The organism is Paracoccus seriniphilus (assembly GCF_028553745.1).
Taxonomy (GTDB): Bacteria; Pseudomonadota; Alphaproteobacteria; order Rhodobacterales; family Rhodobacteraceae; genus Paracoccus; species Paracoccus seriniphilus.
Map to the genome: position 1 here is coordinate 643,172 of NZ_CP067129.1, position 13,661 is coordinate 656,832.

Annotated in this window: 7 protein-coding genes; all 7 read left to right on the plus strand. The window is 60.2% G+C overall.

Going from position 1 to position 13,661, the window contains the following annotated elements; genetic code table 11:
• Positions 1-20: 20 nt before the first annotated feature.
• The 7 genes from rpoB (at position 21) to fusA (ending at position 13,610) form a co-directional block, all read left to right on the plus strand.
• Positions 21-4,166, plus strand: coding sequence for a DNA-directed RNA polymerase subunit beta (gene rpoB / locus JHW44_RS03145; RefSeq protein WP_089345731.1), 4,146 nt, complete (start codon positions 21-23; stop codon positions 4,164-4,166).
• Between the two features lie 52 nt (positions 4,167-4,218).
• The gene (gene rpoC / locus JHW44_RS03150; protein WP_089345730.1) at positions 4,219-8,463 is read left to right on the plus strand and encodes a DNA-directed RNA polymerase subunit beta'; all 4,245 of its coding nucleotides are present in this window, start codon (positions 4,219-4,221) and stop codon (positions 8,461-8,463) included.
• Between the two features lie 145 nt (positions 8,464-8,608).
• Complete coding sequence (locus JHW44_RS03155) at positions 8,609-9,544, plus strand: DMT family transporter (protein WP_089345729.1); 936 nt, start codon at positions 8,609-8,611, stop codon at positions 9,542-9,544.
• Positions 9,544-10,356, plus strand: coding sequence for a glycosyltransferase (locus JHW44_RS03160; protein WP_089345728.1), 813 nt, complete (start codon positions 9,544-9,546; stop codon positions 10,354-10,356). Before JHW44_RS03155 ends, JHW44_RS03160 begins: the two co-directional genes overlap by 1 nt.
• 257 nt (positions 10,357-10,613) lie before the next feature.
• On the plus strand, positions 10,614-10,985 hold the full coding sequence (gene rpsL, locus JHW44_RS03165) for a 30S ribosomal protein S12 (RefSeq protein WP_089345727.1): 372 nt from the start codon (positions 10,614-10,616) through the stop codon (positions 10,983-10,985).
• A gap of 12 nt (positions 10,986-10,997) precedes the next feature.
• Positions 10,998-11,468: a 30S ribosomal protein S7 gene (rpsG, locus tag JHW44_RS03170; RefSeq protein WP_089345726.1), complete on the plus strand. Its 471-nt coding sequence runs from the start codon at positions 10,998-11,000 to the stop codon at positions 11,466-11,468.
• 18 nt (positions 11,469-11,486) lie between these two features.
• Positions 11,487-13,610: an elongation factor G gene (gene fusA, locus JHW44_RS03175; protein WP_089345725.1), complete on the plus strand. Its 2,124-nt coding sequence runs from the start codon at positions 11,487-11,489 to the stop codon at positions 13,608-13,610.
• The last annotated feature ends 51 nt before the right edge of the window (positions 13,611-13,661 follow it).

Genomic DNA, 13,661 nt, shown 5'->3' on the forward strand with positions numbered 1-13,661 from the left:
ACGAAAGGTGACAAGACCCCATGGCGCAAGCTTATGTCGGCCAAAAGCGTATCCGGCGCTATTATGGCAACATCCGTGAAGTTCTGGAGATGCCGAACCTGATCGAGGTTCAGAAATCTTCCTATGACCTGTTCCTGAAATCCGGCGAAGGTGAAGAGCACCGGGACGGCGACGGGATCCGAGGCGTGTTCCAGTCGGTATTCCCGATCAAGGATTTCAACGAAACCGCAACGCTCGAGTTCGTGAAATACGAACTTGAAAAGCCCAAATACGATGTCGAGGAATGTCAGCAGCGCGACATGACCTATGCGGCGCCGCTGAAGGTGACGCTGCGTCTGATCGTGTTCGATGTCGATGAAAACACCGGTGCCAAATCGGTCAAGGACATCAAGGAACAGGACGTCTTCATGGGTGACATGCCCCTGATGACGCAGAACGGGACGTTCATCGTGAACGGAACCGAACGTGTGGTCGTTTCCCAGATGCACCGTTCGCCCGGCGTGTTCTTTGACCATGACCGCGGCAAGACCCACAGCTCGGGCAAGCTGTTGTTTGCCTGCCGCATCATTCCCTATCGCGGCAGCTGGCTGGACTTTGAATTCGACGCCAAGGACCTGGTCTTTGCACGCATCGACCGCCGCCGGAAACTGCCGGTGACGACCCTGCTCTATGCGCTTGGCATGGATCAGGAGGCAATCATGGATGCCTTCTATGAGACCGTCGACTATACCCTGCGCAAAGAGGGGCGTGAGCAGGGCTGGGTGACGCGGTTCTTCCCCGAACGTGTGCGTGGCACCCGTCCGTCCTATGACCTGGTCAATGCCGATACCGGCGAGATCATCACCAAGGCCGGTGACAAGGTCACTCCGCGTCTGGTCAAGCAACTGCTTGAGACCGGCGAGCAGGTCAATCTGTTCGTTCCCTTTGACCGTATCATTGGACGTTTCGTTGCCAAGGATATCATCAACGAGGAAACCGGCCTGATCTATGCCGAAGCCGGCGACGAGATTACGGCGGAATACGACAAGGACGGCGAACTTTCGGGCGGTCTGCTGAAGGTTCTGCTGGACAATGGCATCGGCGACATCCCGGTTCTGGACATCGACCATGTCAATGTCGGTCCCTATATCCGCAACACCATGGCTGCGGACAAGAACATGAACCGCGAACAGGCGCTGACCGATATCTATCGCGTCATGCGTCCGGGCGAGCCGCCCACCGTCGAGGCGGCTTCGGCACTGTTCGACAATCTGTTCTTCGACAGCGAACGCTATGACCTTTCGGCCGTTGGTCGGGTCAAGATGAACATGCGTCTGGACCTTGACGCGCCGGACACCCAGCGGACGCTGCGTCACGAAGATATCGTGGCCTGTGTGCGCGGTCTGGTGGAACTGCGCGACGGCAAGGGCGAGATCGACGATATCGACCATCTGGGCAACCGCCGGGTCCGCTCGGTCGGCGAACTGATGGAAAACCAGTATCGCGTCGGTCTGCTGCGCATGGAACGGGCGATCCGCGAGCGCATGTCGGGCGTCGAGATCGACACCGTCATGCCGCAGGATCTGATCAACGCCAAGCCGGCAGCGGCCGCGGTGCGTGAATTCTTTGGCTCGTCGCAGCTGTCGCAGTTCATGGACCAGACCAACCCGCTGTCCGAGGTCACGCACAAGCGTCGTCTCTCGGCGCTTGGGCCGGGCGGTCTGACGCGGGAACGTGCAGGCTTCGAGGTGCGCGACGTTCACCCGACCCACTATGGCCGGATGTGTCCGATCGAAACGCCGGAAGGTCAGAACATCGGTCTGATCAACTCTCTGGCGACCTTCGCCCGTGTCAACAAGTATGGCTTCATCGAAACGCCCTATCGCAAGGTGATCGACGGCAAGGTGACCGACGATGTCGTTTACATGTCGGCTACCGAAGAGATGCGCCATACGGTTGCCCAGGCAAACGCGACGCTGGACGACGACGGCAATTTCGTCGACGAGCTGATCTCGACCCGTCAGTCGGGTGACTTCATGTTGAATCCGGTCGATGCTGTCGATCTGATCGACGTGTCGCCCAAACAGCTGGTCTCGGTTGCTGCGGCGCTGATTCCATTCCTTGAAAACGACGACGCCAACCGCGCCCTGATGGGGTCGAACATGCAACGTCAGGCGGTGCCGCTGCTGCGTGCCGAGGCTCCATTCGTGGGCACCGGGATGGAAGCGACCGTGGCCCGTGACTCGGGCGCTGCGATCATGGCCCGCCGTGGCGGCATCATCGACCAGGTTGACGCTCAGCGGATCGTTGTGCGCGCGACCGAGAATCTCGAAGCCGGCGATGCCGGTGTCGATATCTATCGCCTGCGCAAGTTCAAACGTTCGAACCAGTCCTCGACCATCAACCAGCGTCCGCTGGTGAAGGTCGGTGAACGGGTGATGACCAACCAGGTGATCGCCGACGGTCCTTCGACCGATCGGGGTGAACTGGCCATCGGCCGCAACGTGGTCGTCGCCTTCATGCCCTGGAACGGCTACAACTACGAGGACTCGATCCTGATCAGCGAGCGGATCCACCGCGACGACGTGTTCACCTCGATCCATATCGACGAATACGAAGTGGCGGCCCGCGATACCAAGCTTGGGCCCGAGGAAATCACCCGCGACATTCCCAACGTCGGTGAAGAGGCGCTGCGCAACCTTGATGAGGCCGGCATCGTCTATATCGGTGCCGAGGTCGGACCCGCGGATATTCTGGTGGGCAAGATCACGCCCAAGGGCGAAAGCCCGATGACGCCGGAAGAAAAGCTGCTGCGCGCGATCTTTGGCGAAAAGGCCTCGGATGTGCGTGACACCTCTCTGCGTCTGCCGCCCGGAGCCTATGGGACCGTTGTCGAAGTGCGTGTCTTCAACCGTCACGGCGTCGACAAGGACGAACGCGCGCTGCAGATCGAGCGTGAAGAGGTCGAGCGTCTGGCGCGTGACCGCGACGATGAGCAGGCGATCCTGGACCGCAACATCTATGCGCGTCTGAAGTCGCTGATCCTGGGCAAGGTTGCCGTCAAGGGGCCGAAAGGCGTCAAGGCGAACACCGAGATCACCGAGGATCTGCTGGCAACGCTGAGCCGTGGTCAATGGTGGCAGCTGGCTGTTGGCGAGGAAGACATCGCCAAGGAAGTCGAGGCGCTGAACCATCAGTACGACGCCCAGAAGAAGGCTCTGGAAGCCCGCTTCGAGGACAAGGTCGAGAAAGTCCGTCAGGGCGACGACCTGCCGCCGGGTGTCATGAAAATGGTCAAGGTCTTTGTCGCCGTGAAGCGCAAGCTGCAGGCTGGTGACAAGATGGCTGGTCGTCACGGCAACAAGGGTGTCATCTCGAAGGTCGTGCCGATGGAAGACATGCCCTTCCTGGCCGATGGCACGCCGGTTGACCTGGTGCTGAACCCTCTGGGCGTTCCGTCGCGGATGAACGTCGGACAGATCCTCGAAACCCATATGGGTTGGGCTTCGCGCGGTCTTGGCATCAAGATCGACGAGGCGCTGGAAGAGTATCGCCGCAATGCCGACATCGATGCGGTTCGCGAGGCCATGAAGAACGGCTATGGCGAGAAGATCTATGACGACATTCTTGCCGACATGGATGACGCCACGCTGATCGAACATGCCGATACCGTGCGTAACGGTGTGCCGATCGCGACGCCGGTCTTCGACGGTGCCAAAGAGGCCGATGTGAATGACGCATTGCGCCGCGCGGGCTTTGATGAATCGGGTCAGTCGATCGTCTTTGACGGCCGGACCGGTGAGCAGTTCGCCCGCCCTGTCACCGTTGGCGTGAAATACTTCCTGAAGCTGCATCACCTTGTCGATGACAAGATGCATGCCCGTTCGACCGGTCCGTACAGCCTTGTCACGCAGCAGCCGCTGGGTGGTAAAGCACAGTTCGGTGGTCAGCGTCTGGGTGAGATGGAGGTCTGGGCTCTGGAAGCCTATGGCGCCGCCTATACCCTGCAGGAAATGTTGACCGTCAAGTCGGATGACGTCGCAGGCCGGACCAAGGTCTATGAATCGATCGTCAAGGGCGATGACAATTTCGAAGCCGGTGTGCCCGAATCGTTCAACGTTCTGGTCAAGGAGGTCCGGGGTCTGGGCCTCAACATGGAACTCCTGGATGCGGAGGAAGAGGAGTGAGGGCATCGGCCCTCACCCACTTTGCCCCCGTGCCCTTCATTAGGATTTGGAAATGAACCAGGAACTTGCCACCAACCCCCTGAACCCGCTGGCTCAGCCGCGTCAGTTCGATGAGATCAAGATCTCGCTGGCCTCGCCCGAAGAAATTCTGGCCTGGTCCTTTGGCGAGGTGAAGAAACCCGAAACCATCAACTACCGGACCTTCAAGCCCGAACGCGATGGTCTGTTCTGCGCGCGTATTTTTGGTCCGATCAAGGACTATGAATGCCTTTGCGGCAAATACAAGCGCATGAAATATCGCGGTCTGGTCTGCGAGAAATGCGGCGTCGAAGTGACGCTGCAAAAGGTCCGCCGCGAGCGCATGGGCCATATCGAACTGGCCGCGCCGGTCGCCCATATCTGGTTCCTCAAGTCGCTGCCCTCGCGCATCGGCCTGATGCTGGACATGACGCTGCGCGATCTGGAACGGATCCTGTATTTCGAAAACTATGTGGTGATCGAACCGGGTCTGACCGATCTGGCCTATGGCCAGTTGCTGGGCGAAGAGGAATATCTCGACGCGCAGGACAATTACGGTGCCGATGCCTTTACCGCCGATATCGGGGCCGAGGCGATCCGTGCGATGCTGGCCAATATCGACCTGGCTGCAACGGCTGAACAGCTGCGCGAGGATCTGAAAGAGGCCACCGGTGAACTGAAGCCCAAGAAGATCATCAAGCGTCTGAAGATCGTCGAGAGCTTCCTGGAATCGGGCAACCGTCCGGAATGGATGATCATGACCGTGATTCCGGTCATTCCGCCGGAGCTGCGTCCGCTGGTTCCGCTGGATGGCGGCCGTTTCGCGACCTCGGATCTGAATGATCTCTATCGCCGCGTTATCAACCGGAACAACCGTCTGAAGCGCCTGATCGAACTGCGTGCGCCCGATATCATCGTGCGCAACGAAAAGCGGATGCTGCAGGAATCGGTCGATGCGCTGTTTGACAACGGTCGTCGTGGCCGCGTCATCACGGGCAACAACCGTCGCCCGCTGAAGTCGCTGTCGGACATGCTGAAAGGCAAACAGGGTCGCTTCCGTCAGAACCTTCTGGGTAAACGCGTGGACTTCTCGGGTCGTTCGGTCATCGTGACCGGCCCCGAACTGAAGCTGCATCAATGCGGTCTGCCCAAGAAGATGGCGCTGGAGCTGTTCAAGCCGTTCATCTATTCGCGGCTTGAGGCGAAGGGGCTGTCCTCGACGGTCAAACAGGCCAAGAAACTGGTCGAAAAGGAACGCCCCGAAGTCTGGGATATCCTGGACGAGGTCATCCGTGAGCATCCGGTTCTGCTGAACCGTGCGCCCACGCTGCACCGTCTGGGCATTCAGGCCTTCGAACCGATCCTGATCGAAGGCAAGGCCATCCAGCTGCACCCGCTGGTCTGCTCGGCCTTCAACGCCGACTTTGACGGCGACCAGATGGCCGTTCACGTCCCGCTGTCGCTGGAAGCCCAGCTTGAAGCGCGCGTCCTGATGATGTCGACGAACAACGTTCTGTCGCCCGCCAACGGCGCGCCGATCATCGTTCCGTCGCAGGATATGGTGCTTGGCCTCTATTATACCTCGATGGAGCGCAAGGGGATGCCCGGAGAGGGCATGGCCTTTGCCAATGTCGATGAGGTCGAACATGCCCTGGCCGCCGGCGAAGTGCATCTGCACTCGAAAATCACCGCGCGGATCAAGCAGATCGACGAAAACGGCCAGGAAGTCATCAAGCGCTTTGAAACCACGCCGGGTCGTGTCCGTCTGGGGGCGTTGCTGCCGCTGAACGCCAAGGCGCCGTTTGAACTGGTCAACCGTCTGCTGCGCAAGAAAGACGTGCAGACCGTCATCGATACCGTCTACCGCTATTGCGGCCAGAAGGAATCGGTCATCTTCTGTGACCAGATCATGTCCCTGGGTTTCCGCGAAGCCTTCCGCGCCGGCATCAGCTTCGGCAAGGATGACATGGTGGTGCCCGACAACAAATGGGGCATCGTCGAAGAGGTTCAGGCTCAGGTCAAGGAGTTCGAACAGCAGTATCTGGACGGCCTGATCACTCAGGGCGAGAAATACAACAAGGTTGTCGATGCCTGGTCGAAATGTAACGACCGCGTCACCGATGCCATGATGTCCACGATTTCGGCCGTCAAGACGGACGAAAACGGTGCCGAAATGGAACCGAACAGCGTGTACATGATGGCGCATTCGGGGGCTCGGGGTTCGACCAACCAGATGAAACAGCTGGGCGGCATGCGTGGCCTGATGGCCAAGCCGAACGGCGAGATCATCGAAACGCCGATCATCTCGAACTTCAAGGAAGGTCTGACCGTTCTTGAGTACTTCAACTCGACCCACGGTGCCCGGAAGGGTCTGTCGGATACGGCGTTGAAGACCGCGAACTCGGGCTATCTGACGCGGCGTCTGGTCGATGTGGCGCAGGATTGCATCATCCGCGAACATGATTGCGGAACCGAGCAGTCCATCACAGCTTCGGCTGCCGTCAATGACGGTGAGGTCATCGCACCTCTGAGCGAGCGCATTCTGGGCCGGACCGTGGCCGAGGATGTTCTGGTTCCGGGCGGCGACGAGATCATCCTGCGCAAGGGTGAGCTGGTCGACGAACGCAAGGCAGATGAAATCGAAGCCGCTGGCATCCAGACGGTTCGCATTCGCTCGGCCCTGACCTGTGAATCCGAAGACGGCATCTGCGCACTTTGCTATGGCCGTGACCTTGCACGCGGTACGCTGGTCAACATCGGTGAAGCTGTCGGCATCATTGCCGCGCAGTCCATCGGTGAGCCGGGCACCCAGCTGACGATGCGGACCTTCCACATCGGCGGCATTGCCCAGGGTGGACAACAGTCCTTCCAGCCGGCCTCGCACGAGGGGACGATCCAGTTCCGCAACGAAAGCCTGCTGGAAAACGCCAATGGCGAGCTGGTCGTGATGTCGCGCAACATGCAGGTTCTTGTTCTGGACGATCAGGGACAGGAACGTGCCAGCCACAAGCTGTTCTACGGCTCGAAGCTGTTCGTGAAGGAAGGCGATCGCGTCGCCCGTGGCGCCAAACTGTTCGAATGGGATCCCTATACCCTGCCGATCATCGCCGAGAAGGGTGGCACGGCCAAGTTCGTTGATCTCGTGTCGGGCATTTCGGTGCGTGACGAGACCGATGATGCAACCGGCATGACGCAGAAGATCGTGACCGATTGGCGCAGCGCGCCGAAAGGCAATGATCTGAAGCCCGAGATCATCATCATGGACGTCAACGGCGAGCCGGTGCGCAACGATCAGGGCAATCCGGTCAGCTATCCGATGTCGGTGGATGCCATTCTGTCGATCGAGGATGGGCAGGAAATCCGTCCGGGTGACGTTGTTGCGCGTATTCCGCGTGAAGGTGCCAAAACCAAGGACATCACCGGGGGTCTTCCCCGCGTGGCGGAACTGTTCGAGGCACGTCGTCCCAAGGATCACGCCATCATCGCCGAAATCGACGGCTATGTGCGCTTTGGCAAGGACTACAAGAACAAGCGCCGCGTTTCGATCGAACCTTCCGAGGAAGGGCGGGAACCCGTCGAATACATGCTGCCGAAAGGCAAGCATATCCCGGTGCAGGAAGGCGACTTCGTGCAGAAGGGCGACTACATCATGGACGGCAACCCGGCTCCGCATGATATCCTGCGGATCCTGGGGATCGAGGCCCTTGCCGACTACCTCATCGACGAGGTGCAGGACGTTTATCGACTGCAAGGTGTGAAGATCAACGACAAGCACATCGAGGTGATCGTTCGCCAGATGCTGCAGAAGATCGAGATCATCGACAGCGGCGATACGACCCTGCTCAAGGGCGAGCATGTCGAGCGCGACGAGTTCGAGGCCGAGAACGCCAAGATCGAAGCCAAGGGGGGGCGTCGTGCCTCGGGCGAGCCGGTGCTGCTGGGCATCACCAAGGCATCGCTGCAGACCCGCAGCTTCATCTCGGCCGCATCCTTCCAGGAGACGACGCGCGTGCTGACCGAGGCCTCGGTTCAGGGCAAACGCGACAAGCTTGTCGGCCTGAAAGAGAACGTCATCGTCGGTCGTCTGATCCCGGCAGGGACCGGCGGAGCCACGGCACGGGTGCGTCGCATCGCGACCGAGCGCGACAACGAGGTGATCGTTGCGCGTCGGGCCGAAGCGGAAGCGGCCGCAGCCCTGGCTGCGCCCGAACCCGAAACTGCCAGTGACGAGGCGGCGGATATCTTCGCTCCGAAGCCGGACAGCAGCACGGACGAGTGATCCGCTCTGACAGAACTGAAAGGTCCGGCCATTTGGCCGGGCCTTTTTTCATGCGCATCTTTGTGCATTGTGGCCTCTGGCGGGGCTTTTCTCGGCGGTCCGCATCCCCTATCGCTTGGGGATAGCCCAATCAGGCAGGTCTCTCATGCGTGCGCCTCTCATGTCTCCCCTGCGGCGGGTCAGCCCCGCCTCGGTCACCCCGCAGCCCCATGCTCCGGGTGACAATCTGCGTGGGGCATTGCTGATGACGCTGTCGATGATCGGCTTTGGTTGCAACGATGCCGCGATGAAATTCGTGACCCAGGACATGCCGCTGTATCAGGCCATCACCATGCGTGGGCTGACGATGATGGTGGTTCTCTGGGCGCTGGCGCTGCGCGAGGGCGGGTTGTCCCTGGCCGTCGGGCGAGGCAATCGCTGGTCGATGGTGCTGCGGGCGCTCGGAGAGGTCGGCTCGACCCTGTTGTTCCTGAATGCCTTGCAGGTCATGGCAATCGGCGACCTGTCGGCGGTGATGCAGTCCCTGCCGCTGGTGGTGATGCTGGCCGCCGCGATGTTCTTTGGCGAGAGGCTGGGACCGCGGCGCCTGGGCGCGGTTCTGGTCGGTCTGGTTGGGGTCATGATGATCCTGCGGCCGGGCAGCGGCACATTCGGCATTTGGGCCTTGGTGGCGCTGGGATCGGTGCTGCTGATGGTCCTGCGCGATATTGTGACCAAGATGTTCAGCCGCGATGTCAGTTCGACCACGATCGCCTTTTACGCGGCCCTGTCGGTGACGGTCATGGGTGGCGTTCTGGCGCTGGGGCAGGGCGCGATCATGCCGAATCTGCAGCACCTGCTGTTGCTCCTTCTGGCCAGTGCATTCCTGACGATGGGCTATGTGACCGGCGTGGCGGCAATGCGGGTCGGGGAAATTTCCTATGTCGCACCCTTCCGCTATACCTCGCTGATCGTAGCCATTGCTGCGGGCGTGGCGATCTTCGGGGAATGGCCGGACATCTGGACCTGGCTGGGATCGGCGCTTGTCGTGGCAGCGGGCATCTATGTGATCTGGCGGGAAGCGCAATTGGAGAAGCAGTGATGCGCGTGCAAATGCTGGGGCTGTGCCGGTTCTCCTATGTCGGCCTGCGTGGTTACAAGATCGAGCATGACAGCTATGAGGAGCGGCGTCGCTTTCTGTATCAGCCCGATCGGCTGGCACGGCGTTGGCAATGGTTCACCCGGGTGGCGCTGCCGGCATGGCAGGCCCAGACCGACCCGGATTTCACCCTTGTGATCATGACCGGACCGGATCTGCCCGACCCCTATCTGTCGCGCCTGCGGGAACTGGTCGCGGGCATGCCGCAGCTGCGGCTGGAACTGGTCCCGCCGATGGAGCGTCACCTGCAGGCCTGCCGAGCCGCAATCGCCCCCCATGTCGAAAGCGATGCTGATGTGATCGGGCATTTCCGCCATGACGATGATGACGCGGTGGCGATTGACTATGTCGCCTCCACGCGCAGGGATTTCCGGCGGGTGAAGGCGCTGTGGAAAACCGAACAACGGCTGTCGCTGGATTATTCGCGCGGGGTGATGGCCTCGGTCGGCCCAGACGGGATCGAGCTGACGCCGCGTCTGTGCCACAACATGGGCGTCGCCCTGACTGTATTCCTGCCCCCCGAGGTCGAAAGCAGCGCGTTGCACTTTGATCATTCCAAGATCGGCTTGTGGATGCCCGGCGTCGCGATTACCAAGCCGCTGATGTTCCTGCGCGCCATCCATGGTGACAGTGACTCGGGCGCCATGGGGCCGGGAACGCCCTGGTCTCTCAGCCGCGAACAGGCCGACCGGCAGCTGTGGCAGCGCTTTCGCCTGCGCCGACAGGATCTGGACAGTCTGGCCCGCGAAAGCTGATGCGGGCCGCGCGGCGGCTCTTGTTGACAGCTTGGATGATTCCCCATATACGCCGCTCACCCGGCGGGAAACCGTTTCGGGAACCAGAACCTATGTGGACACGATCCGGGCCGTTTTAAGCCCCGATCCTCTGGAATTCGCCTATCCACCCCGATAGGGGACGGATGGGTATGGCATTTCGCGATTCGCGCGGAGTGCCGTCGAGAAGAGGCGCAGCCGGTGGCTGCGAGTATTGACAGAGCAAGACGGGGAACCGAATGCCGACAATTCAACAGCTGATCCGCAAGCCGCGGCAGCCTAAAGTCAAGCGGTCAAAGTCAATGCATCTGCAGGGTAACCCGCAGAAGCGTGGCGTTTGCACGCGCGTCTATACCACGACGCCGAAGAAACCGAACTCTGCTATGCGGAAGGTGGCCAAGGTCCGCCTGACGAATGGCTTCGAGGTCATCTCCTACATTCCGGGCGAAAAGCACAACCTTCAGGAACACAGCGTCGTGCTGATCCGTGGCGGCCGTGTGAAAGACCTTCCGGGTGTCCGTTACCACATCCTGCGCGGTGTGCTGGATACCCAGGGCGTCAAAGATCGTCGTCAGCGTCGTTCGAAATACGGCGCGAAGCGTCCGAAGTAAGGAGAGGCATCAATGTCCCGTCGTCACGCCGCTGAAAAGCGCGAAGTCCTGCCCGACGCCAAGTTTGGTGATCGCGTCCTGACAAAATTCATGAACAACCTGATGGTTGACGGCAAGAAATCGGTTGCCGAGCGTATCGTCTATAACGCTCTGGACCGTGTCGAGGCCCGCCTCAAGCGCGAACCGATCGAGGTCTTCCACGAGGCCCTCGACAACGTGAAACCCTCGGTCGAGGTGCGTTCGCGCCGCGTTGGTGGTGCCACCTATCAGGTTCCCGTCGAGGTTCGTCCGACCCGCCGTGAGGCACTGGCCATCCGCTGGCTGATCACTGCGGCCAAGAACCGCAACGAAAACACGATGGAAGAGCGCCTCGCTGGCGAGCTGGCCGATGCCGTTAACGGCCGCGGTACTGCCGTCAAGAAGCGCGAAGACACCCACAAGATGGCCGACGCTAACAAAGCGTTCAGCCATTACCGCTGGTAATCGGAAGGAAGGCCCTCAATGGCACGCGAGTATCCGCTTACGCGCTACCGGAACTTTGGCATCATGGCTCACATCGATGCCGGCAAGACCACGATGACCGAGCGCATCCTGTTCTATACCGGTAAGAACCACAAGATCGGCGAGACGCATGACGGCGCCTCGACGATGGACTGGATGGAGCAGGAAGCCGAGCGCGGCATCACGATCACGTCCGCTGCAACCACGACATTCTGGCAGCGTCAGGAAGACCCGACTGCCGAGGGCACTTCTGACACCAAGTACCGGTTCAATATCATCGACACGCCCGGCCACGTCGACTTCACCATCGAAGTCGAACGTTCGCTGGCGGTTCTGGATGGTGCCGTGGCACTGCTGGACGGCAACGCCGGTGTCGAGCCGCAGACCGAAACGGTCTGGCGTCAGGCTGACCGCTACAAGGTCCCGCGGCTTGTCTTCGTCAACAAGATGGACAAGATCGGCGCCGACTATTTCAACTGCGTCAAGATGGTCAAGGAACGGACCGGCGGTACGCCGTGCCCGATCGTTCTGCCCATCGGCGCGGAAGACAAGCTGGAAGGCATCATCGACCTGATCGCCATGGAAGAATGGGTCTGGATCGGTGAAGATCTGGGCGCAAGCTGGAAACGGCAACCGATCCGTGAAGAGCTGCAGGATCTGGCCAACGAATGGCGCAACAACATGATCGAGCTTGCCGTCGAGCAAGACGATGAAGCCATGGAAGCCTATCTTGAAGGCAACGAGCCTGATCAGGACACGCTGCGCAAGCTGATCCGCAAGGGTACGCTGTCGCTGTCGTTCTTCCCGATGCTGGCTGGTTCCGCCTTCAAGAACAAGGGTGTGCAGCCGCTGCTGAACGCTGTCATCGACTTTCTGCCCGGTCCGCAGGACGTTCCGACCCTGTTGGGCTTCTCGCCCGATGACGAGACGGAAACGCGTAATATCCCGCGCCCGGCCAGCGATGAAGAGCCGTTCTCGGCCTTGGCGTTCAAGATCATGAACGACCCCTTCGTTGGTTCTCTGACCTTCACCCGGATCTACTCGGGTAAAGTGAAGAAGGGCGACACGATGCTGAATTCGACCAAGGGCAAGCGCGAGCGTGTCGGTCGGATGATGCTGATGCATGCCATCAACCGCGAAGAGATCGAAGAAGCCTATGCCGGCGACATCATTGCGCTGGCCGGTCTGAAGGAAACGACCACCGGGGACACGCTCAGCGATCCCAGCAAGCCGGTCGTTCTGGAAACCATGACCTTCCCCGATCCGGTCATCGAGATCGCGGTCGAGCCGAAATCCAAGGCCGATCAGGAAAAGATGGGTCTGGCTCTGCAGCGTCTGGCCGCCGAGGATCCGTCCTTCCGCGTCGAAACCGATCTGGAATCGGGTCAGACGATCATGAAGGGCATGGGCGAACTTCACCTCGACATCCTGGTTGACCGCATGAAGCGGGAATTCAAGGTCGAGGCGAATATCGGTGCGCCTCAGGTGGCTTATCGCGAAACGATCTCTTCGGAAGCCGAAATCGACTACACCCACAAGAAACAGACCGGTGGTACCGGTCAGTTCGCGCGGGTCAAGCTGGTCATCACCCCGACCGAGCCGGGTGAAGGTTATTCCTTCGAAAGCAAGATCGTCGGTGGTGCCGTTCCGAAGGAATACATTCCGGGTGTCGAAAAGGGCATCAAATCGGTGATGGATTCGGGTCCGCTGGCAGGCTTCCCCGTGATCGACTTCAAGGTTGCGCTGATCGACGGTGCATTCCACGATGTCGACTCCTCGGTGCTGGCCTTTGAAATCGCGGCTCGTGCGGCAATGCGTGAAGGTTTGCGCAAGGCCGGTGCGAAACTGCTGGAACCGATCATGAAGGTCGAAGTTGTGACGCCGGAAGAATATACCGGTTCGATCATCGGCGATCTGACCAGCCGTCGTGGCATGGTGCGCGGGCAGGATACCCGTGGCAACGCCAATGTCATCGACGCCTATGTTCCGCTGGCCAACATGTTCGGTTACATCAACAACCTGCGTTCGATGTCCTCGGGCCGTGCCGTGTTCACCATGCTGTTCGACCATTACGATGGCGTGCCGCAGAACATCTCGGACGAGATCCAGAAGAAATACGCATAAGGGCGGTGCGCTTCGGCGCACCCTACCACCCCCGTAGGGTGCGTGCTTGCA